The sequence below is a fragment of the Flavobacterium soyae genome, assembly GCF_045348165.1.
GTDB classification, from domain to species: domain Bacteria; phylum Bacteroidota; class Bacteroidia; order Flavobacteriales; family Flavobacteriaceae; genus Flavobacterium; species Flavobacterium soyae.
Genome location: NZ_CP150845.1, coordinates 2,017,445 through 2,040,442 on the forward strand (window position 1 = coordinate 2,017,445; position 22,998 = coordinate 2,040,442).

Here is a 22,998-nt window from a genome sequence, read left to right on the forward strand (position 1 = left end):
CTTGAATACACCAACCGACATAACGCAATTATATAATGCTCTTTTTCAAATTGAAGCTAAACTAAAATCCGCAGGTGAATATCCAATTCATAAGCGGTTAGACTTTGGGGGAGCGTTTACTGATATTTATGAATTTTTGGTTTCGAAAATAGATATAAAAAATAAACATATCTTAGATGCTGGCTGCGGCGTGGGCTTTGGCAGCTTACTTTTTGCAAAAAACAATGCTGCTAAAATCACCGGAATCAGTGTTAGTGATTTAGAAATAGAAAGTGCTGATCGCAATAAAAATAAATATCATTTTGACAATGTTGATTTTAAAGTCAGCAATTTTGAAAATACTGAATCTTGTAATTACGATTTAATTTTTTGTGTTGAATCACTTAAACATTCCTTAGACTTTGATAAAGATTTTAATGCATTATTAAATGGATTAAAGCCGAATGGTAAGTTAGTCATTGTTGATGATTTTTTTGAAGGTAAAATTACAACAGCAGCATGTGAGGCTTTTATGGACGATTGGAATTTAAACTTTTTATTTGCATTGTCTCATTTCTCTGGCATGCCGCATAAATTTACGCTAGAAATAGAAGATTTAACACATTTCATGCCTAAAAAATCTTTATTTAAAATCAACATGCAGCTTCTGTTTTTTAAATTATTAAAGCGTAAGTCAATGCTTAAAAAGCTTTTTAAAGGGGGATTGTTACTTGATAAATTGTATGCTAAAAAAGCAATGAAATATCAATTAATCATAATAGCAAAGCAAGAATGAAGCATACATTAATATATACGTTTTTAGGTATTCTGCCGCCAATTATTAGTTTTGTTTTATTGCCTGTGTTTTTAAAATACCTGACTACAAATGAGTATGCAATATTGTCAATATCCAATGCTTTTTTTGCAGTATTTTCTATAATTTTAAACTTAAAAGTAGATCAGGCGTTTAGACATATTTATTTTTTCGAACCGGATAATATGTCTAAACAGCTGGTATTGTTTAGGAGTTTGTTTAATTTTCAGATTATTATTTTTTGTTTCTGGACACTCGTTATGTATCTGTGCGGCGATCTGTTCTTTCATTTAGCTTTTAAAAACAATTTTTCGTTTTTTCCTTATACTTTTATAATGATGTTATCGCTGTTTGTCAGCATGTTAAATGGCTTCTATTTTCTCTATTTGCAGAATAAATTTGAAGCTAAGAAGTATAGCTTATATTTTATTGTCAATATTTTACTTACACCAACCTTGCAGTTATTATGTATAAAAATATTTAAATTAGGGTTTTTATGGTTTTTGTTTTCGTCGCTTTGTGCTAACCTGATTATGCTTTTGTTGATTATTTTTAATAACAGGCAGCTTTTTAAAATTGAATTTTCAAAACCAGTTATTAAAGAAGCACTTCTGTTTTCGTTACCATTTATTCCGTTTTTGATATTATATAATTTAGAAAATCAATTAGACAGATTTTTTATAGAGAAGTTTTTGACACTTGAAGATTTGGTGCGTTATTCAGTTTTGTTAAGCATTTCAAGTACTATTTTTATATTGTTTAATAGTCTGGATAATGCAATAAGACCGGAATTATTTTCGATACTTTCTAAAAAAACGGATGGTTTTGAATTGTTAATTCAGGAAAAAATGGATTTTTATCTTTTAGTCGGTCTTATGGTATTAAGCTTTTTATCGGCTTTTGGCATAAATATTCATTGGTTTTTAAATCATCCAAAATATAATGGTATAAGTTTATATTTCCCGATAGTAGCCCTTGCATTTTTGCCGTTAATTTTATTGCGTTTTTTAGGACTGATTTTAATGTATGAAAACAAAATTAAAAAGATTAATTATTTTGCAGCTGGTAAAATAGTATTGATGGCAATTTTGTTTTATTTTTTAATACCTCTGCTGAAAATTAATGGTGCGCTAATGACGATTGGAATTTCAAATTTGTTGAATGTTTGTGTTTTTTACAAGATTATTCAAGCAAAAATACTTCCCGGTCGAAAGATATATTTTTATGTCAGCCTATTTGTATTATTAAATAGTGTGATATTATTTTTGGATAAATCAACACTTGCACCTACGATAGCTATTTTTCAATTTGGTCTTTTTGTTTTGATATTTCTGATGAAATATCAAAAAGAATTAAGAAAACAATGGCAACCATATAAAAATAATTTAACATGAAAGTTAAGCCTGCCTATTGGGATTTGTTATTAAATATAAAAGAAACCTATCAAAGCATTGATGTATCAACAGAAACGCTGAGCATTACTTATGAATATAATGTAATAAAAAGTACAGATTCATCTTTGTCAGAATATCTGGCAGTTATTTGTTTTTATCCTGATAAAGAAAAAGAAGCTTTTTTTAAAGTTTTATATAGTGAGACTTTTCCAAAACAGCTAAAAAAAGTTTTTAAACTGTATTTGGGCTATATATTAGTAAACAAATATTCTAAAATACCTTTTACCTGTGTTCATGTGGCACAAACTATTGATGGTAAAATTGCGACCATGTCCAGAAAATCCAAATGGATTGGCAATCAGGAAAACTTAATTCATAACCACCGAATAAGAGCACTGGTTGACGCAATACTTATTGGTGGTAATACATTTAGGATTGATAGACCGAAGCTGGATGTGAGGCATGTAAAAGGCAAGAACCCTATTAAAGCCATAATTGCAAATTCACCTTTGGAACTTGAAGATTTAACACCGGGCAAAACATACCTTTTTAGCTGTAAAAACTTGTCCTATAATCATATGCCTCCCGATGTAGAGGTAGTTAATATTAATGATGGAACGGAGTGTATACCTATAAAATCATTATTAGAAGTTTTGAAACAAAATGGTGTACATTCTGTTCTTGTAGAAGGAGGAGCTTTAACGATTAGAAGATTTATTGAAGATAAAATGCTGTCAAGAATAGAATTTCATATTGCTCCAATGTTATTTGGTTCAGGTAAAAATGGAATTGAATTGCAGGAAATTCAAGATTTAAACGAGGCAATATGTTTAAATAATCCAAAGTATTATAATATAGGAAATGCTATCATGATAGTTTCAAATTTATAATTTATGAGAGTAAAGGCATTTTGGCATAACGATAAAAACACATCAGAAATAAAAACTGAACAGCTTAATTTTAGTAATATAAATCAAGCTGTTACAATGCGCGCCAGGTATTCTTCAATAAGTATAGGTACAGAAAAACTCGTTGCTAACGGCGAAATACCCCTAGATCTTTATACTAAAATGAAAGTGAATTACATGGGGGGGAGTTTTGATTTTCCTATAAAATATGGCTATTCATTAGTGGGAGAAACTGATGACCATAGATGGGCGCATGTCATGCACCCGCATCAAGATCAAATTATTGTTAATGATGATGATTGTTATTTTTTCTCTCAGGAAGACATAGATCCTGTCGCCGCTACCCAGTTTTCTAATCTCGAAACGGTAATTAATGCCATTTGGACATCTAAAGTAAAACAAACAGATATTGTTTTAGTTTGTGGTACCGGAAGCGTTGGTATTTTATTGGCTCAAACAATAAAAAAATATATTGGAGCGACAGTATTTGTTCAGGAAATAAATCCGGTTAAAAAAGAAAAATTAAAAGACTTTGGGTTTGATTTATGTGCAGATAATCTCGAATATGATATTACATTTAATGTGTCAGCCAACCAAAAAGGCTTGCAATATTGTATTGACCATACAGTTGAAGAAGGAAAAATAATAGAGTTAAGCTGGTACGGAAATAACCCTGTTTTACTGCAATTAGGCGGAAATTTTCATTATAAAAGACTGCAGATTATTAGTTCACAAGTATCTTCAATACCACATGAGAAAAAAGAGGTTTATAACTTTTTAAGTCGAAAACAATTAGTAGGGCATTTACTTAAAACTATTGATTATAAGATTTTTATATCGAACACAATTCTCTTCGATGAACTACCTCTTTATTTTGATCAAATTAGAAAAAACAAACCTAATGAAGACTTCATAACTATAGTAAAATATTAACCCAAACATAAAAATATGTATTTTGTAAAAATTAGAGAAAGCATGATGATTGCCCATTCCTTAAAACATCCTTTTTTTGGACCGGCACAAAATGTTCATGGAGCAACGTTTGTAGTAGACGTAACATTTAAAACCACAAGCCTTGACAAACATAATGTTGTAATTGATATTGGTCTGGCGCATAAAGTAGTAAAAGACATATTGTCAAAACTTGATTATCAAAATTTAGACGATTTAGATATTTTTAAAGGTAAACTTACCACCACAGAGTTTATAGCCCGATATATCTATGACGAGGTAAGCTTAAAGGTAAAATCTTATTTTGAAGGTAAAATCAGCGTTTCAATAAAAGAAAACCCTAATGCATGGGCTGGCTTTGAAGAGAATTAATACAACGACAGGCCTTACAAGGCATAATAAACAATAATATGATTGCAGTTACTATTTATTTATTCCTTAATTTTTTGCTATTTGTTCCTTTGTATTTCTTCAATAAAGAAACCTCAACCTTTTTACCTATAAACCAAATATTCGGGCAAAAAAGCTTGCGATTAGCAGGTAGAATATTATTTGCACGAATGAATAAAGACATATTTCGATTAAACTTAGAGTTCACAATAGTTATACTCTTGCTGTCAATATTAAAAAAATATATTAATTTTCAATATGTAGCTACTCCATATCAAATATATTATATACTTACTTTAATCGTATTTTACTATCACTATAGTATTTATGGTATTTACTATACTTTTCCTGCTATAAATTCTGATTTTCAGTTAATTATGCAAGGTTTGAAAATTGCATGGGCTGGCTATAAAAAACAATTACTACTTGGTATTGGTGTTTTTTTAATTTTATTAGTTCTTATTATTAAGTTAAACACCATAATGCTTGCACAAATTCAAAATACAAATGTCATAATATTACAGATACTTGCATCAATTATTGTATTGATACCACTTAGACACTTTTTTTATCGTCGCATAAACTATATTTATTTGCAGACAGAGAGTAACTTTGTACACTATTCGGGCATGGGAATTCAGGCTCTTTTATTTTTAATTAGTTCTAATATCTTTTTTAGTAAAAAAGTAAAGAGTGAGATGGTTTTAATACCTCAGATTTATAACAAAACTAAGTTTATACTATCGCGAGATCAAACGCTAAAGCAAAGTCCTAACATCTATTTTATAGCCTTGGAATCCTACGGAGCCATTTTATACGAAAACGAAGCCTATACCCAGCCGTACATTCAACTATTGGAAACCATGAACCAAAAAATTCAAAGTGACCAATGGCACGCGGCAAGTTTCTTATCAAATTCACCTGTAAGCGGCGGCGGCTCATGGATGGCATTTTTTTCCGTTCTTAAAGGCATACAAATAAAAACAGATTCCCTTTACCGTAAATTAGTCCTGCTAAGGGATCAATATCCTGTGCAATCCATTTTCACCGTATTAAGAAAATTTCAATACAGAACCTTCTTAGTTTCGGGAATTGGAGGATTTGAAAATTTAAAAGTGCCATGGAAAGAATTTTTAGAATTTGCAGATGTACAAGATGTCGTTACCCACAAAGATCTCAATTATACAGGTCCATCATTTATTTTTGAGTCAGCACCAGATCAGTACTTTCTAAATCGTTCAATTCAAATTATGAAAGAAAAGAATCAGGGTAAGCCTCTCGCTTTTTTTGTAGAAACGCTCAATTCTCATTATGATTTTTATACCCCCACCGTACTTCTGGATCAATGGGAAGACTGTAATATCACTTCTTTAGAGCATTACAGACCAACTGATCCAAAAAACAATAATAAAGAGAATTACTTTGAAGCCATTAAATATCAATTAATGACCATTGAAAACTTAATTTTAAACGAGTCGGAAGATACTATTTTTGTCATTTTCGGAGATCACCAGCCGCCAATGATAACAACCGATCAAAACTCGTTCAAAACCCCTGTACACATCATTTCAAAAAACAAAGATTTTATTGCATTATGGCATCAAAAAGAATTTTCAAAGAGCCTCGTCATCGACACTGAGAAAACACCAATCGTCCATCATCACGAATTAAAAAACTTATTTCTAGAATGTTTTTTGAAGCAATATTCAGTATAAGGCCATGTGATTTCGGTAGATATAGTATCAATTAGATGTTTATAGATGATAAAAACAAAAACCTATTTCGTTACGAAATAGGTTTTTCATGTCTTTTTTAGATTCTATAAAAATTTTAAAAGGAAGAATAATTACATCTTATTTAGAATCTTCAAATCTTCAAGTAAATGGTTCGAACTCTGTAACCATCACGGGTGCAAAAAAATTAAAAAGCCCGTAAAATATTGATTTCACAGTTTTTCTCCATACTACTTACATTCTGAATGTTTAGCGTATGCGGAGAGACGTTCAAATTAATTGCTTATACCTATGATGTTATAGGCTCGCAATTTTTAAAATAGATGCAAAAAATAGTATAATAGTATAAGAAATAATTAACAAATGGGCAGATGTTAATTTCTTTCCCTTCCGGGTTAAATTTGTGCTGCCTTTTTTACTACCCCGAATGTCTTTTTTCTCTAGCTGATTCATAATGATTTAGGTTTTTCAGGATAATAACAAACATAGTACCTTTAATTTGTTTTTATTCTAAATCACTCATTATTAACAGTTTACTTTTTTGGATAATTTTCTGTCACCAAATAAATACTATCAAAATGATAATATGTTTCTCAAAATGAATGGTTTAAGAGGAAAGACTAAATTAATTTTCGATATAATCCTCAGATATTTGCTGGATGCTTTGTGGAAGATTTTCTTTTTAATTTAGAACCTTTATGAAGAGTTACAACTAATGGATATTTTTCTATTATAAGATTACTTTGATCCAAACCAAAATTAATTTCTTCTTTTACTGCCAAATATTTTAAATTGTAGTAGCTTTTCATAATAAAATTTTTCCAAAACGGCATATTGTTATCATAAGACAAAAAGCTGTCCCTTACAACAAATTTAAAATCTCCTATAGAGGAAGAGTGTTTGTATTTGAACTCATTACTTTCCTGAAGATTAACTTCTTTATTTTTAATCATTTCTTTTACCACTTCTCTAAAGAATAAATCAAGCCGTGGTTCTTCGCGAAATCCTAAATCAAAGTTTATAAAGTATATATCATCTTTTACAATTGTATCAATCTCATAATTTACTCCATAAGGTTCGTCCAGAACATTGACATGAACAAACCAATAATTGTCTGCGCGTTTTGGAGTACCATAATTAAATATAGAATTTATTAAGTTTTTCTCCAGTTTGTGCAGGCTTTTTGAATAGGTGAGAAATACAATATTAGTTGCATATTTTGGGATACTGGTATCTGTGCTTAATTGTTGGAGTGAAGGGAGATAATTTGCTATATCTGTGAACTCCATGAGTGCAGATTTTGTATTCTGGCCTTTCCACCAAATGTACATAATTATGAAAAGCGTAAATCCAATAACTAACGTAATCCATCCGCCTTCACCAATTTTTTGAAGATTGGCAATAAGAAAACTAAATTCGATGCAGACAAAGAGTGAAGTAATGAGTATTACCCAGACTATCGGTACTCTTTTAGCGCGTAAGTAGTAATAAATTAGTAGGGTGCTCATAATCATGGTAAGCGTTACACTTAATCCAAATGCAGCTTCCATTTTGGTGCTTTCCTTAAAATGGAGCACCATAAAAACACAACCCATCATTAAAAGCCAGTTTATGGCAGGAATATAAAGCTGTCCTTTAATGTTTCCTGGAAATAACACTTTATGCCTTGGCCATAAACCAAGACGAATAGCTTCATTAATCAAAGTAAAGCAGCCGCTGATCAGGGCTTGTGAGGCAATAATAGTAGCGGCTGTAGCAATAATCAATGAAAGCCAGAATATTTCCTGAGGAACGATATGATAAAATGGACTAACATTGCCAATAGTTTCTCCTACATGCCCCATAAGCCATGCGGTTTGTCCGGCATAACATAAAATAAGTGCTATTTTTATAAAAACCCAGCTGATACGTATGTTGTTTCTGCCGCAATGCCCCATATCACTATAAAGTGCTTCTGCTCCGGTAGTACATAAAAAGATGCTTCCTAAAAGCCAAAAACCTTTTGGTTCAAGAACTAACATTTTATATGCATAATATGGGTTTAGAGCTTTTAATACAGCAAAATTTTCACTTAAGGAAATGGCTCCGATTACGGCAATAAAACCAAACCAAACTACCATTGCAGGCCCAAAAACTTTACCAATTTTATCTGTACCAAATTGCTGGAATATAAATAGACCAATTAAAATTCCAATAATTACAGGTACGGTATTAAAGCCGGGAATTACATTCTGTACTCCCTCAATAGCCGATGCAACAGATATTGGAGGAGTAATAATACCGTCAGCCATTAAGAATGCGCCTCCGGCCATAGCAGGAAAAATAAGCCATTTTCCCCAGTATCTTCTTATTAGAGCATATAGAGATAAAATACCTCCTTCACCATTATTATCTGCCTGCAGTGTTATAATGACATATTTTAGGGTTGTCTGAAAAAAAAGGGTCCAAAAAATACAGCTTAAACTCCCGAGAGCTATGCTTTCAGTAATGATACGGTTATGAAAAACGGCATTGAGTGTATATAGGGGTGAGGTTCCAATGTCTCCAAAGACAATTCCTATAGCAATAAGTGAACCTGCGAAGGTTATTCTTTGGTGAAAAGTGGCTGTATTGTGCATTGATGGTTTTTATTCAAAAATAATAATTTTAACTAAAAACATTGAACTTTAATTAAATAATATAAAGACTTGTTGTTAAAAATAATAGTTATATTGCAAATTCAGGTGATAATTGATCACTCATTTCCAATAAAAAGTGATTAAACATGTACATACATAAACTCGCACCAGTAGTGCGAGTTTTTAATTAAGAAATTTGGATTTAGTTTGTTTAAATCTCATGACATATATTGAAAATCAAGTGTTTTTCTTTTCATACCTCTGAGAGTTTGCTTATATTTTATTTAAAAAAATACCCAATCGTTATTTGAAAAACCCTATTTTTCATATCATTGTTTATGAAACGATTAACATCACTTTCTTTAAAAACATTCGAATACGAAATATTATATCTTAAGTCAGTATAAAATTTATCTTTGAATTGATAACCTAATCCAAAATTTACTGAGGTATCTATACCGCTTGAATAATTAAGCAAATCAAAACTATCCTTGTTTTGATACCCTAAAAAATTATCCTCGTACTTGTTTTTAGCATTAAAAAGAATTCCTATTTGAGGTCCGGCTTGCAGACTTAATCCGTTTAGTACAAAATATTTTAGCATAACTGGAATGTTTAAGTAATTCAATTCGATAGTACCTTTATAGTTTGAATTTATTACATCTTCATCAGAAAAAGAATGCTTGGTTCCCTGCTGGCTGTACAGCAATTCTGGCTGAAGCGAAATTCTTTTCGTAAGCGGAATTTCGACCATTGCGCCTGCTGTAAATCCGGTTTTGGCTGATGAATTTAATTCGCTTTCATCACAAGTCAGACTTGAAATATTTAAACCTGCTTTTAAACCCACTTTAATTTTTTGATCTTGAGCTATAGCTGCGGCGCACAAAAACAGTGCGCTTAAAATTAGCATTGATTTTTTCATTGCATTTTGTTTTTTAGAATGGCAGCTCTAAAATAGTAGAGCTGCCACTCTGTATTATTTTTATTTTTTAATAATCTTGGCGGTATATTTTTTGCCTTGTACACTGCACTCTAAAACATAAACCCCGTGGCTTAGTGCGCTCACATTTATGTTAGAAGGAATATTCGCATATGCTTTACTAAACACAGTTTTACCATCTGTGGTGTAAATTTTGATTTGTGTTTCCCCTTCAGCTTTATCTGCTAAAAAGATATTTAGGTTATCTATAACAGGATTAGGAAATACTCTAAACGTTTTTGTTATTTTGCCCAGTATCATACCTTTTGAATCAAATGGTGCCGATATTGTACTGCTGCAGCCGTTCGTATTTGTAATTTGCAGGCTGTAATTTCCTTCCCAAATTGTAATAATTGATTTTTGGGTCGCATTTGGTATTGGTCTGTCGTTCAAATACCATTGGTATGAAGCTGCTTCGACTGAAGCGGTTAGTTTTTTCTCTCCCACTACCATAATTTCTGGTACAATGTTGTTTTCGAGAATAGAAATAGTGGTGTTGAATATTTTACCAATACCATTTTCATTGTAAACCGTTACATAATAATTACCGCTTTCTGTTGTAGTATATGTAGGTTCTGTTGAGCCGTCAAACCATTCGTATGATTTGTAATTTCCTGGAGATAAAACAACTTCTGGACCGCATACATTACCACTTACTAATTCAGATTCAAAAGTGTCGAATACAGCAGTTATGGTTCCTGTCAAGGTACATCCGTTTTCCATTACGGCGGTTACAGTATAATCTCCTGCTTTACTTATTTCTATACCGTTTGTGGTTTCTCCTGTGCTCCATTGATAAGAAAGGACATCTAATTTCTTACTGTTAAAATTAATTCCTGAATCAATGTATAAGCTTTTACCTGCGTACCCATATATAACGGGGTTGTCAAATATTTTAAAATCTGATGATACTTCCTGATAGATATAATTTTTTACTTCATTATTGTACTGAATAACGTCATTCTCTAATTTTGCTATAACATTAAAAACGTGAGAATCGCCGCTTGTATCGAGCTTAGGCTGTTTTTTGAAAATATATTCTATACTTTGACCAACCGGAATTGCAACGTTAATAGATTCTGAAATGGCTTCATCTGTATTAGCATATTCTAAATCTAATTGAATAGCGTTTTCTTTTATTGCAATTTGTCCCTCGTTAGTTAGTTTAACTTTAAATTCAGACCCGCCGCAAATATCCCTAGGCGACAGAATTTGAACAGATACATCTAAAAGAGGGTCGTTAATTACTTTTAAGTCATCAAAAACCATATAAGAATATCCGGCTGCTTTAGCATGTCTAAATCTAAACATTACAGATTTTCCCGCATATTTATGTAAGTTCACAGTTCCTTTTTGCCACTCCATATCAGCATAAATTCCTTGTTTAGTAATTCTCCATATTTCCTGCCATTCACCTCCAGTTGTTTTAATATCAACAATAAGGGCATTGTGATAATTACTTTGCATAGCATAATAAAATTCTAAAGCAGTTGTCTTTTCAGATAAGGTATATAATGGCGTTATCAATTCTCCATAAGCTGAATAATTTTCTAACTGATTATATAGCATAGTTGCAGCAGCATCGCCGGTATGGTCTTTTTTAGGGAGTGATAAATAGGTGTTATCAGGCTGAACAACTGCTCGCCACGGATAATTTTCATCACTTTGATTAGAAACAAATCCTTTTGATCCAAACAGGCTGCCTTGAGATACATTAGAAAAAGGTTCAAAATCTAAATTTGGTGTTTTTGCGATAACTTGAAACGCTTGTGTAAGACTTTCTGCTTTTTCTTTTGTTTGCCCGTTTCCAAATAATTTTACCGTAATCTCATAATTTCCTGCCGGCAGTTCTGGCAGACCATTTATTTGATAAGCAATTGTTTGATATTGCAATAAATTAGCATTTCTTTCTGATACAATTGGTTCTCCTATCGCTTTACCATTTTGTGTAATCTGGTATTCGATAGTAATTTTATCAACTACGTTGTAAAATAAATTTTTGGCACTTATAAAAAATTGGTGCGACGGTACATCTTGATATACGTTTTCTGCCACGCTTAAGTTAGACAACTGCAAATATTCGGCTTTATCCTTAATTTGAATATTATCTACAGCAAAACCGCTGGCAAACAATCCATTGTCATCATGCTGAAATGCTACAAGAACACAAGGATTTCCTGCATAAGCGCTTAAATCTACCTGATATTGTATCCAATTATTGATATAAGGCATTTGAAATATAGTTTTCCAGTTTTTACCTCCATCTGTACTTACTTTTACATATCCATCAGAAAGTCCTGCACCATCACCAAAACCATCAAATGTTAAATGTGCTTCTTTATAATTGCTTAAGTCAAACACAGGAGAAATCAACATATCGTTTGATGAGTCACAATTACATTTATCGTCATTGCTGGCCATAAAATATGTATGCTCTTTGATACGCCATCCCGGAGAATCTAGATCAGTATTTGTTCCATGTTTCCAGCCGCCGCCGTTTTTGTTCTCAGAAGTTCTCCATCCTTTGTATTTAGAAGCATCTTCAAAATCCATTATGTACGGAAGAACAGATACTTTCATATCGGCATTACTCCAATTATCATAATCAAAAGTAGTCGTGTTATTATCCGGTTTAATGTCTTTACTCTCAATATCAGGAAAAACAGAAACTGAAATGGTATTTTGTCCTATATTTTTCAAATTAATATTTGGCATAGAATAGGTTATAGTATCTCTGAATTTAGCAAAAACTAATTTGGCTTTTTCGGTTTTAGAAAAGACCTCTTTTTGTTCACTATCCAATATTTTTACAGTAACATTTACCAGTTCATTTGTTGTCGCAAAATTATTAATGATTTGAGCTTTTATAGTAGCATTATCATTGGTAATAGTACAAGTTCCGGCATCTATGTTTGCAGTAATAAGTTCTAAATCATAAGGGGCATTACCTACAAAAATGTTATCTATAAATGCCCCTAAAAAGCCATCGTAATAATCATCTGTAACTACGCGAAAACGAATTGCCCCTTTTTTACCAGCAAGTTCATTTAAATGTACTCTTATTGGCGCTTTTTTAAAGTCATTGTTTATTCCTGTAAACCAAGGCCCAGATAGTAAATTGTTGAGATGTATTGTTTCTGGATAATCTATACCAGTAACTTTTTGCCAGTTTTTGTTGTCTTCAGAATACTCTACAATTAACCCGTCATATCCTTTGTGAAATAGTGAAATTATATCAAACTCAACATACGGAAAAGTGACATTGGTAAAATCAAACATTGGCGATTGTAATGTAAAATCAGCATTAAGGGCCATTCTCTCTCCATAATTAGCAAGATTAACAGTTACCCATAAATATTTTGAGTTGGTATCTCTAAATGAATATGGAGTTGGCTGCCATATAAATTTTTGATTGGTAAGTATCGATTTTGAATACCATCCGCCAGGAGTTCCCTCAAAGCCTTCATGATATGGAAATGCAGTTACCATACCGCTGTATACTGCATTAATTATGCTGTTATTTGTTGTTACGGGATCTAGGCTGTATGTTACAAAAGCTTCATAAGTATGCACGCCCGCTGCAGATAAATCGATGGTTCCATCAAAAGGAATTGTCATTTCTGAGTTCATTTTTAGAGCTGTTTCCAGCGTGATCTCTTTCCAGATTATTTCATTTGGCTGAAGTGTGTTATGATATCCTATTTTTAGTGGAGAACCTGCAGGTATGTCCTTACAGCCCAAATTATAGATAGTAATAGCTAACGGATGGCTTGCTGAAAGTGCTGATCCTGAGGATTCTGGTAGATTTAGTCCTGTCACTTTAAGATCAAAATCCTTTTGACCGGGAGGAACTTTTAAATCCGTAACAAAAGAAACCCCATTTTTTAGACCAAACTCCTCAATAGGTTTAAAGTCAAGTTTAACTTCGATATAATTTACAGTTGTGGCGCTTACTTCGTACGGAAGCTGATCCTGTATTTTTATAATCGTTTCTTCACCTATACCCAGATCTTTATCAAAACTAATGGTACTGTCATTAGTATAAAGAGATTTAAATCTGCCCCCAAAAGATTGTATCATTAATCTTAATTTATAATTCAGACTTTCATTTGCTTTAATGACAACAGATCCGGTATTTTTAATTGTAATATAAAATGGCTCATCACCTTTTAATGGACCGCAGCTAGCAGCAGGCTTTTGAACAGAAACCAGTGTTATTTGTTTTTTTGTAAATGGAGCTCCAACACCAACTGCGTACCATGCATTGGTAACTTGTTTGTATTCTTCAGAACTTAATCCGTATAAATCTTCTACAACCATTAAAGTTGCCTGACGCATATCGTTAAAGTTTGAAGAAGGAGATAAGTATTCGGTAAGTGTTAAATAAGCAATTTTTTCTGCCTTAGCAAGACCAATAGCTTTTATATCATAACTATTATTAAGGTCGTTTACCCCTTGACCACCTTCACTTAAAAGATAAAACCAGTAATTTGTAATACCACTGTTAATGTGTACGCCTCCATTATCTAGGACAATGTTAAATGGATCTGCCCAATTTTCCCCTCCATAAGTGTCAGGCTGTCCTTGCGCTTTTGGGTTCGACATATTTCGCATGCTTCCATGTTTATACATTTCATTGCCCAGCATCCAAATGTTTTCTTTAGTATCTTTTCCAACATAAAATTCAACAGACACACCAAAAATATCGCTGAAAGATTCATTTATAGCACCCGATTCTCCTTGATAAATTAAACCTGCAGAAAATTGTGTTACAGCATGTGTCAGCTCATGAGCAGTAATACCCAGACCAACAAAAGGTGAGTTATTGTTTCCGTCTCCAAATTGTGCCCAGCCGCCTGTCCATGAAGCATTGTCGACATTAGTACCCAAATGTGCAAGACCAATAACTTCCATTCCGTTGTTATCAACACTATTTCGGTTAAACTTTTCAGCATAATAATCAATGGTTTTTTGCATACCCCAATGAATATCTATAGCCGCTTCGTCATGATTTTTATTGTAGAGTTCGTTCCAGATATTATCTTCATCAATAAACTCAGTAATTACTTCATCTGATGCACGGTTGGCATGATTCATATTTAAAGTAAAAATGGGAACTTTATATTTTCCTTGAATTGCTTCTAGTCTGTAACCATCAGAATATTGTTTCGTATTAAAAGTCACATCTCCGGCATATCTTGCCCTTCCTTTACCAGGGCTTTGTCCCGGAATATTAACATCACGGTTTAAATCTAAAGTCAATATTGTTTTTCCTGAATTGGCATCTACATAGATAGTCTGGCTCGACTGTGGATTAGTTGCATAAATATCAAATTTCCATGCCAGATGATATTTTGTTAATTGAGAAGAAAATTCAGGACCAACATACACGAGTTCCCCTTTTGGTTTTGTGCTTATTTTTTTATTAAGTAAAGAACCTAATTTTGTACTCTCCCAAATATATTGTGTGGCATTTATGGTTTTAAGAGCATTTTGTAAAGCTGTTGCAGCGCTTATTTTATAATTACTGTTTACGGGTAATTTTTTGGCAGCAGAACCAAAGGCCTCAATTTTGGTTTTATTTTCCCTAACCTTATAAATTGCTCCTTCAACCGGGATTGAGTTGTGTAGCTGCTGATAAGTAGCAAGGGTTCTGCCATGATTATCAGAAATTGATTTTAACTGCATTTTATCGGCTCCAGTTAAATCAAAGTCTTCCTTTTTAACTTCAAATATATTTTTTGCAGTTAAATTGGAGGATTTGGCAAATGATTTAACTTTTGTACTGACTGAATCTTGCGTTTTGCCAGCAGAAGGGGCAGCAAGTTTTTTTTCAAATAATTTTTGGCTTTGTTGTACTTGTTTTTTGATTGATTCGCTTTCTGCTGCAGAAAGTTCAATACCTTTTATATTTTCATCTTTTTGAGCAAAGAGATTATCTGCATCATTGTCCGGGCCTGAATTCGATTTTTTGTCACTTTTTTTTTCTGTATTGTTTGTAACAGACATTGCTGCAGTGCTTGTACTGCTTTTATTTGTATTTTGAAAAATTGACTGTGCCGTCCCTACAGAACAGGTAAAAAAACTTAACAAAATAAACAAATACTTGATTTTTAAGTAAATGTGGTTCATTTCTTTTAAATTTAAATTAATACTATAGTTTGTTGGTAAATAATAATTGCGTTGAATAATAGTTTATTAGGAAAACCATCTTCATAAACGCAGGTTTAAAAATCAACTTGGGGGTTGACTTTTGTAATTTTTCAGAATTTTCAGGAGAGCTAATCTTTTTGGCAGCTGTTTCTTCTAAAAAAATGGTATAAGCTTTTGGAAGCTTTTTCTTTTCATGATTTAGTAAATATAGAACGGATGCCAGTTTTTTTGAAAAAAAGCACTATTACAAAAACACTCGCAGATAAAAAAATACTACTTAAAAAACACTCAATAAAAAATAAACCAAACTAAATCAGTCGATTAGTTTGGTTTTTTATCTTTGCTTAAATAGAATTATAATGTGTTTAGATAGGTAGACAGATTTACTTTTTCGTTAGTTAAATCAAACTTTTTGCGTAGTCTGGTCCGCGCATTTTCGATCGATTTAAAAGACTGCCCTGTAATTTGAGAGATTTCTTTTGTAGTTAAATCAAGGTACAAAAGAGCGCATAATCTGCGGTCTTTTGGGGTAAGAGAAGGATAATCTACGATTAATTTGTAAAAAAAAGATTTATGAACTTGTTCAAAACTTATTTCAAATTCCTGCCAGCTATTTGTATTTAAATTTTTTTCTAAACGCTTTAAGACTAAATCTATAGCTTGCTGTATCTCTTTACTGACGGTTTTGAGTTTTATCTTTTTAAGATCATTCAGGATTTCATTAATACTGTCTGTACGATGTATTTCTGACATTGCTTTTCCTATAAGAACCTTATTTTTAGCATCCAGATTTTGATTTAATATTTTCATCTTTGTTTTTAGTTTCTCTTTTTCCAGCTGATTTTTAATATTTGTTTTTCGGTATTTTATTAAGAGAATAATTAAAACTAATGTGGCTAAAATTAATATCAATCCAATTATAAAGTATTTGAACATTTTTTTTTGTTCAATAAGTGATTTTATCTGGCTGCGTGCTTTGTACTCCTGTTCCAGCTTAATCTTCTCCAGATTTATTGCCTTTTCTTCGATATGTATACTGTCATTGATCGTATTGTATTTCTGAAAATAGAAAACAGCATTTTTATAATCCTGTTTATTTATATATGCTTGATAAAGTATTTTGTTAAGGTTTAAACCCGAAATACTATATTCATTTTTCCTGTATAATTCCAGCGCCTTTTTTGCATTTAGAATTACAGCATCATATTGTTTTTCTTTTAAATTATAATCAGCAAAAGATTCATAGACAAATGCCTGTACTAAATTATTATCTGTGGTTTTTACTAAAGAAAAAGCTTTATTAAAATAATACCCGGCATTTGCCTGATCCTCTTTTAGCGCATAAGCTCTTGCCAGATTGGTAGAGACATATATTTTTAAATTATTGTCGTTTATGGTTTGGTTGACTACTCGGGCTTTATGGTAGTAATATAATGAAGAGTCTAAATTTTTACTTAAATAATTAGTGCCTAGGTTGTTTAAAATTTTTACAAACTTAACAGGATCGTTTTTTGACTTTTGATAGCGATATACTTTTAAGAAATATTGTAATGCTTTTTCTTTATTTTTTCCCTGGCTGTAAATAATTGCGAGATTATTTTCTAGTTTGGCCGTTTCTTCCGGGCTGTCATTATTTTTGTAAATGTCATGGGCTTTTAAATAATATTGCAAAGCAACATCTAAAACTTCTTTTGACGAATACATTTTAGCGGTCGTAACATAAACCTGGGCCAGAGTTAGTTCTGATTTTTCTGATTTTTTTGCTTCAGTTTCAGCAAGTTCTATATATTTTATGGCTCTGTCCCAATCAGAATTTTGAAGTTTTAATGCAATTTTACTGCACAATGCCACTTTTTTTTCGTGATTGCTAATAGTATTTAAACTATCAATCATTTCTTTGGCTGAAGATTGGGAATGAATGTTAAATGAAATAATAGTAAAGAACAATAAAAATATTCGTAACCTCATATAATATAATTCTGAATGATTAGCCTCAAATTTATATAAAAAAATAAGATTAGTACTATAAATTTTAAAAATCAAAATTTATTATTGTAAAATGTTACTTATAATTTATTTTAATAAATATCATTAAACGCAAAAAACTGTTTCGTAAAGAAACAGGTTTATTTGTTGAGTTTTTTTTAGCCGGATTTCGTTTATTTTCCTGCTCGTTTTTTGAAGTTTTTAATTAGAACAAAAATTGAAAAAGCAAAAACTATGAAGTAAACAATTGCCAGCGCCGGTTTCTCAAATTTTAGTGTCACAAAGTCAAATTGCTTATACAGCGCTGCGCCTACAATGATTGCTGCGATGGCAAAAGTAAAGACAGGTACATTATTTTTATTCTCCATGTTTTGTTGTTATTTTTCGATTTATAAATTATTATTTAATAGTTTCTCCGGCATTTCCCGTTTTTACTTTTCCGGCTCGTTTATAACTGGCCAAAATAACTCCGGTTGTTGTAACAGTACTTTCTGTTAAAGTAAATCCTGACGGGTGCGCAGTATTGTCAAACAGCTTTTTTCCTTTACCAAGCAGTAACGGGTGAATCTTTAATCTGAGTTCATCTACTAAATCATTTTTCAATAGTAAATGAATAAGTTCACTGCTGCCCCAAACCTGAATGTCTGAACCTTCAGAATTTTTGAGTTTCTTTATATCGGCCAGACTTTTGATGAAATTAGAATTTTTCCAGTCTGATTTTTTTCTGGTTTTAGAGAAAACATATTTATTGCCTTCATTAATTCCCGGCCAGAATCCAGCGTTTTTAGGCCAGTATTTTTCCCAGATTTCAAAAGTTTTTCTGCCCAAAAGATAATCTGCGGGTTTTAGTTCATTTGCTACAGCTTTACTATAAGCTTCGTCGCCAAAGGGTGCCGTCCAGCCGCCATATTTGAACCCGTCTGATTTATCTTCTTTTGGTCCGCCCGGAGCCTGCATTACTCCATCTAACGAAATCATCGACAAAACAATTATTTTTCTCATAATATATTGGTTTTGTGTGTATACAAAATTAATTATCTATGCAAAAATATTGATGAACTAAGAAATACAATCGTCAAAAGCTTTTCGATTTTTGTCTTTAATAAAATTAATTATCTTAAGTTTGAATAGTCTGTCTTTTGACTAACTTCATTATAAAATTGAGCTTTTTGGTGCGTGTTTTCAATAGGCTGATCTATGTTTTTAATTTTATCCCTGATAATAATTATAACATATAAAATTAAAATAAAGGTTATAAATAAACCAAAAATATTTAAAAGCAGCATTCCAATGCCATGTTCATCGACTTTCTCTTTTGCATACTCATATTCTGCTTCGGCATCAATTTGATTAACGTCTGGATCTTCGGGTAAATAGTGTACTGTTAGGTATTTAACTAGTCTTTTGGGGTCTTGTGGTATGAATTCTTCGGTTGTGAATACATTATTATAAACTTTATCATTTATTTTAAAGCTGTATTTAAATTCATATGTGAATTTATAAGAATTACCACTTTTAATTTGTGTTGTGACATAATCATTGTCGAGTTCTGCAAGTACAGTTTTTCCATTTTTTAATAAATTTTCTATTTTGTTTTTATAATGGCTGTCTCCATAAATTCTGTTGTATGTATTATTACAGCAAATTGCAAATAGTATAAGTAATACAAATAAGAATCCTAGGTTTCTAAGTAAAAAAACACCTTTTATTAGCGGGTCAATTGAAGATTTTTTTTGGTTCATTTTAAATCGTTTATAGGTTGTGTAAATTTGGGGTATATTTAAGGGGAATGATTATTGAATTTAAAAATGTACGACTAGAGAATTCATTCAGACTATTTAATGGTTTACTTAATTTTAAAAACTGGTATTTTGCCAGACCAATATAAGAAATGTTTGCTTAAATAATTAAGTCATTATTTCAAGAAGCAGAAACTGATATTCACTTATTAATTCTCAGGGTTAAGAATTTTTTATGGTACTATTTTAACTCTCAAAAAGTTTAGTCAGCATTTAGTCAGAGAGTGTAATTAACTTGACTGACTGTTTTTTAGAAAATAAAAAAAACACGAAATCTCAATTTTTAATTTTTATTTTAGCCAAACAGAGACCAACAAAGTTTTCTGTTTCAAAATTGAAATTAAAACTATGCTTTTTCTTCTCCTTATTGCAGTCTTATTTGGCGGTTTATTTATTTTAATAATTATATTCAGGATTATTGAGCCGGCTTATTTACTAATATTTAATAAACCATTATTCTTATTCTGGTATCCGGTTTTAAAAAAATTAGATCCCCAGGATAAAGATATCCTGCGCAGAGAATTTTCATATTATTTAAACCTGTCTGATAAAAAGAAAAGCTATTTTGAACATCGTGTAAAAAGTTTTATTAAACACTATAATTTCATCGGAAAAGATATTGAAGTTACTCAGGAAATGAAATTGATCATTGCCGGAACTTACATAATGCTGACTTTTGGAATGCGGAATTATCTGCTCGAATTATTTGAAAATATTATTGTTTATCCGTCAGCATATTATTCGATAATTAGTCAGGAATATCATAAAGGAGAATATAACCCAAGGATGAAAGCAGTGGTTTTTTCGTGGGAAGATTTTTTAACCGGACATCAAACAAAAGACAATATCAATCTCGGGCTTCATGAATTTGGGCATGTGCTGCATTTTTATTCCAGAAAAAGTTCAGATCCGGGAGCGGTTATTTTCTATGATGAATTTACTGAAATTGAAAAGTATTTTGATGAAGATGTTTTAACTAATCGGCTTAAAGAAAAACATTATTTTAGAGATTATGCCTACACCAATAAATTTGAATTTCTTGCAGTGATTCTGGAACATTTTTTTGAAACTCCGGAAATCTTTAAAAAAGAGTTTCCAGAGTTGTATGAACATGTAAAAGCCATGATTAATTTTAAAGAATAGGCTTAGAACAATAGAAATTTCCGTCAGCAGTTGTGAGTACAAAACCAGCTGCAATTTTGCCATAACTTCCGTCTATAAAACTACTGGGATACTGTGCGATCACACATTTTACAGTTCCAAAATCAAAGCTGAATTTTCCGCCCGGATTAATCGGATGTGCATTTTCGATTCCATTTTTTAAGAGCCAGCTGTAAATCTCAAAATTTCCAAGAACCTTCGCTCCGGTGTTTTTTGCAATTCTTTCAACATCAAGAATATGATCGTAATGTGCGTGCGAAATAAAAATATAATCAGCCTTTATTTCGTCGACATTGATATGTTTTGCTAATTCGTTTGGAGTAATAAAAGGGTCGAAGAGAAGATGTTACTTATTTGCATAAACAGAAAAACAGGAATGTCTGTAATGAGTAAGTTTCATGATATAAAAATTTTAGAACTGATAACAGTTAAGTTGTTGAATATCTAAAAAATATACCTGCAGAATTTATTCTTAATGCACCATTATTCTTCGAATACTTTTTCAGTATCAACAGGATTGTTTTCCTGATATAATTTTTGCCCAATTTTACCATGATCTCCTAATGCACGTCCTTTTATAAGCCAAGCGGTTCCAAACGCAAAAAGAGCCAGCGCTTCAAAAACCAATGTAGAATGCATAAATAGTTTTAAACTCTCTGAAACGGGAACCAAAACAATAGAAATCAAAATAATATAACCGCAGGTTCTGTAAATATTATTTTCGTTTAAAATGCTTTTGGGCGTTTCAGTTTCTTTTTCCTTTGTAATCGTAAAAACATTAATAGCCAGTAAAGCTAATATCAAAAAAAGCAACGCCGCGAAACCATAATGCAGCCAGCCGAGCCATTTTTCGGTAAATGGAATAATGGTATAGATTTTTTGTGAAATGTTTTCGGGATTTGTGGGAACCAGCGCAACGCCAATTGCCATAATTCCGGCAATATTAGTTAGTAAATTATCGTTTTTTAAAATCGATTTATTTCCCTGGCCTTTGTACCGAATCAAAAATAAGCCTACGGCACATAGAGTTCCGGTAAAAATTTCCCTCAAATTTGTGTAGTAGTAATGACTGACTGAAGGCTGTATTTTGGTTTGAAAAAAGGGAATTAAAGAAAAACCAACCAAAAATACAGGCAGTAAAAACCCTAAATAACCAATAGCCCGCCTGATTCTTCGGTATGTAAAAATATCATAATTCTCAATCTTTATTTCTTTGGTATCTATTTTCATAAACCTGGGGCTAAAGTTCTGAACAATAAAAATAAATCAATTTTGTAATGGGTTTATACTCAGAGAATGCTTATTTTCTCGAAAACAAATTCTCTACAACCCAGGCCGGGCCAATTAATAAAAACTGAAGATCTTTTAAGAATGAAGGTTTTTTGCCTTCGATATTATGACCGTAGAACTGCCCGATCCAGGCGATTACAAAGACACCGATAGAGAATATCCACAACGGAAAAATCTGCCCGATATAATAATTGACAACTAAACAGATTCCTGAAAAAATTGCAATTTTTACAGCCATTGAAATAGAAAGCCTAATGTAAAAAACAAGAACAAAAAGTAAAACAAGGAAGGCCCAGTTTTCAATAATTGGTGCATTTAGTTTTAAAGTATCTGCAATAATACCGCTCGGAATACTCATTAATAAACCAACAATAGAAAAGTAAATTGCCGGAACACATATATAATGTATTGCTTTGTTTTTTGGGTTTTGATGACTTACGGCATATTCTGCAAACCATTGATCTAATGTTCTCATTTTTTGTGGTTTTAAAGGTTAGTTAACGTAAATCTAGTAAAAAAAATCGAAGCTTTTATTACATCTTAAAACCAACAATAAAAATTGTAATTAGTAACCAAAATAATAGAGGAAATAAGCCAAGAGCAATCCAAATGAATTTATATTTTATGTTTAAATTGAAATCTTTTTTTAAAGCAAAAATTAAAAACATAAAAGATAAAACCAAAGAAATAATTTGAAAAGTATAACATGAAATCCAGCCAACGTGATAAAGCCATCTCCATTTATCAATATATCTAAATTGCTGTGTATTTTTAGAGATTATAAATGCAGATACAAAAAGCAATATTACAGAAATTGAAAAAGGTTTTAATTTATTCATTTAT

Annotated in this window: 17 protein-coding genes and 1 pseudogene; 7 read left to right on the forward strand and 11 right to left on the reverse strand. The window is 31.6% G+C overall.

The window, feature by feature from the left end:
- Position 1: 1 nt before the first annotated feature.
- From AABD74_RS08875 to AABD74_RS08900, 6 genes are read left to right on the forward strand one after another with little or no spacing between them, the layout of a single operon-like run.
- A complete protein-coding gene (locus AABD74_RS08875) occupies positions 2-775 on the forward strand; it encodes a class I SAM-dependent methyltransferase (RefSeq protein ID WP_232681643.1) in 774 nt (257 codons plus the stop codon).
- Positions 772-2,187 carry a lipopolysaccharide biosynthesis protein gene (locus AABD74_RS08880; protein WP_406845282.1) on the forward strand — a complete coding sequence of 472 codons (1,416 nt, stop codon included), beginning with the start codon at positions 772-774 and terminating at the stop codon, positions 2,185-2,187. Before AABD74_RS08875 ends, AABD74_RS08880 begins: the two co-directional genes overlap by 4 nt.
- Positions 2,184-3,077: a RibD family protein gene (locus AABD74_RS08885; RefSeq protein WP_406845283.1), complete on the forward strand. Its 894-nt coding sequence runs from the start codon at positions 2,184-2,186 to the stop codon at positions 3,075-3,077. Before AABD74_RS08880 ends, AABD74_RS08885 begins: the two co-directional genes overlap by 4 nt.
- Positions 3,078-3,080: 3 nt before the next feature.
- Entirely contained in the window at positions 3,081-4,028 is a 948-nt protein-coding gene (locus AABD74_RS08890) for a hypothetical protein (RefSeq protein WP_406845284.1), read from the forward strand.
- Positions 4,029-4,043: 15 nt separating this feature from the next.
- Entirely contained in the window at positions 4,044-4,418 is a 375-nt protein-coding gene (locus AABD74_RS08895) for a 6-pyruvoyl trahydropterin synthase family protein (protein WP_406845285.1), read from the forward strand.
- Between the two features lie 38 nt (positions 4,419-4,456).
- Complete coding sequence (locus tag AABD74_RS08900) at positions 4,457-6,151, forward strand: sulfatase-like hydrolase/transferase (RefSeq protein WP_406845286.1); 1,695 nt, start codon at positions 4,457-4,459, stop codon at positions 6,149-6,151.
- A gap of 662 nt (positions 6,152-6,813) precedes the next feature.
- On the opposite strand, the gene AABD74_RS08905 is transcribed toward AABD74_RS08900, so the two are convergent.
- The 7 genes from AABD74_RS08905 to AABD74_RS08935 form a co-directional block, all read right to left on the reverse strand.
- A complete protein-coding gene (locus tag AABD74_RS08905; protein ID WP_406845287.1) occupies positions 6,814-8,787 on the reverse strand; it encodes a KUP/HAK/KT family potassium transporter in 1,974 nt (657 codons plus the stop codon).
- Positions 8,788-9,067: 280 nt separating this feature from the next.
- Entirely contained in the window at positions 9,068-9,709 is a 642-nt protein-coding gene (locus AABD74_RS08910; protein WP_232681651.1) for a porin family protein, read from the reverse strand.
- 60 nt (positions 9,710-9,769) lie between these two features.
- On the reverse strand, positions 9,770-15,898 hold the full coding sequence (locus tag AABD74_RS08915; RefSeq protein WP_406845288.1) for a M4 family metallopeptidase: 6,129 nt from the start codon (positions 15,896-15,898) through the stop codon (positions 9,770-9,772).
- Positions 15,899-16,273: 375 nt separating this feature from the next.
- Positions 16,274-17,887: a hypothetical protein gene (locus tag AABD74_RS08920; RefSeq protein WP_406845289.1), complete on the reverse strand. Its 1,614-nt coding sequence runs from the start codon at positions 17,885-17,887 to the stop codon at positions 16,274-16,276.
- 191 nt (positions 17,888-18,078) lie between these two features.
- A complete protein-coding gene (locus AABD74_RS08925) occupies positions 18,079-18,273 on the reverse strand; it encodes a hypothetical protein (RefSeq protein WP_406845290.1) in 195 nt (64 codons plus the stop codon).
- 31 nt (positions 18,274-18,304) lie between these two features.
- Complete coding sequence (locus tag AABD74_RS08930; protein ID WP_406845291.1) at positions 18,305-18,907, reverse strand: dihydrofolate reductase family protein; 603 nt, start codon at positions 18,905-18,907, stop codon at positions 18,305-18,307.
- Between the two features lie 110 nt (positions 18,908-19,017).
- Positions 19,018-19,647: a hypothetical protein gene (locus AABD74_RS08935; protein WP_232681656.1), complete on the reverse strand. Its 630-nt coding sequence runs from the start codon at positions 19,645-19,647 to the stop codon at positions 19,018-19,020.
- 405 nt (positions 19,648-20,052) lie between these two features.
- Between AABD74_RS08935 and AABD74_RS08940 the strand changes: the two genes are divergently transcribed.
- Entirely contained in the window at positions 20,053-20,847 is a 795-nt protein-coding gene (locus AABD74_RS08940; protein WP_232681657.1) for a zinc-dependent peptidase, read from the forward strand.
- Here the strand turns inward: AABD74_RS08940 and AABD74_RS08945 are convergent.
- From AABD74_RS08945 to AABD74_RS08960, 4 genes and pseudogenes are all read right to left on the reverse strand, one after another.
- A pseudogene (locus AABD74_RS08945) lies at positions 20,837-21,196 on the reverse strand (MBL fold metallo-hydrolase); the annotation flags it as partial. The gene AABD74_RS08940 and the pseudogene AABD74_RS08945 overlap by 11 nt on opposite strands.
- A 152-nt stretch (positions 21,197-21,348) precedes the next feature.
- Positions 21,349-22,095, reverse strand: a complete 747-nt coding sequence (locus tag AABD74_RS08950) for a hypothetical protein (protein WP_232681658.1) — start codon at positions 22,093-22,095, stop codon at positions 21,349-21,351.
- 70 nt (positions 22,096-22,165) lie between these two features.
- Positions 22,166-22,630 carry a DUF962 domain-containing protein gene (locus tag AABD74_RS08955; protein WP_406845292.1) on the reverse strand — a complete coding sequence of 155 codons (465 nt, stop codon included), beginning with the start codon at positions 22,628-22,630 and terminating at the stop codon, positions 22,166-22,168.
- Between the two features lie 58 nt (positions 22,631-22,688).
- A complete protein-coding gene (locus tag AABD74_RS08960; protein ID WP_406845293.1) occupies positions 22,689-22,994 on the reverse strand; it encodes a hypothetical protein in 306 nt (101 codons plus the stop codon).
- Positions 22,995-22,998: the final 4 nt, after the last annotated feature.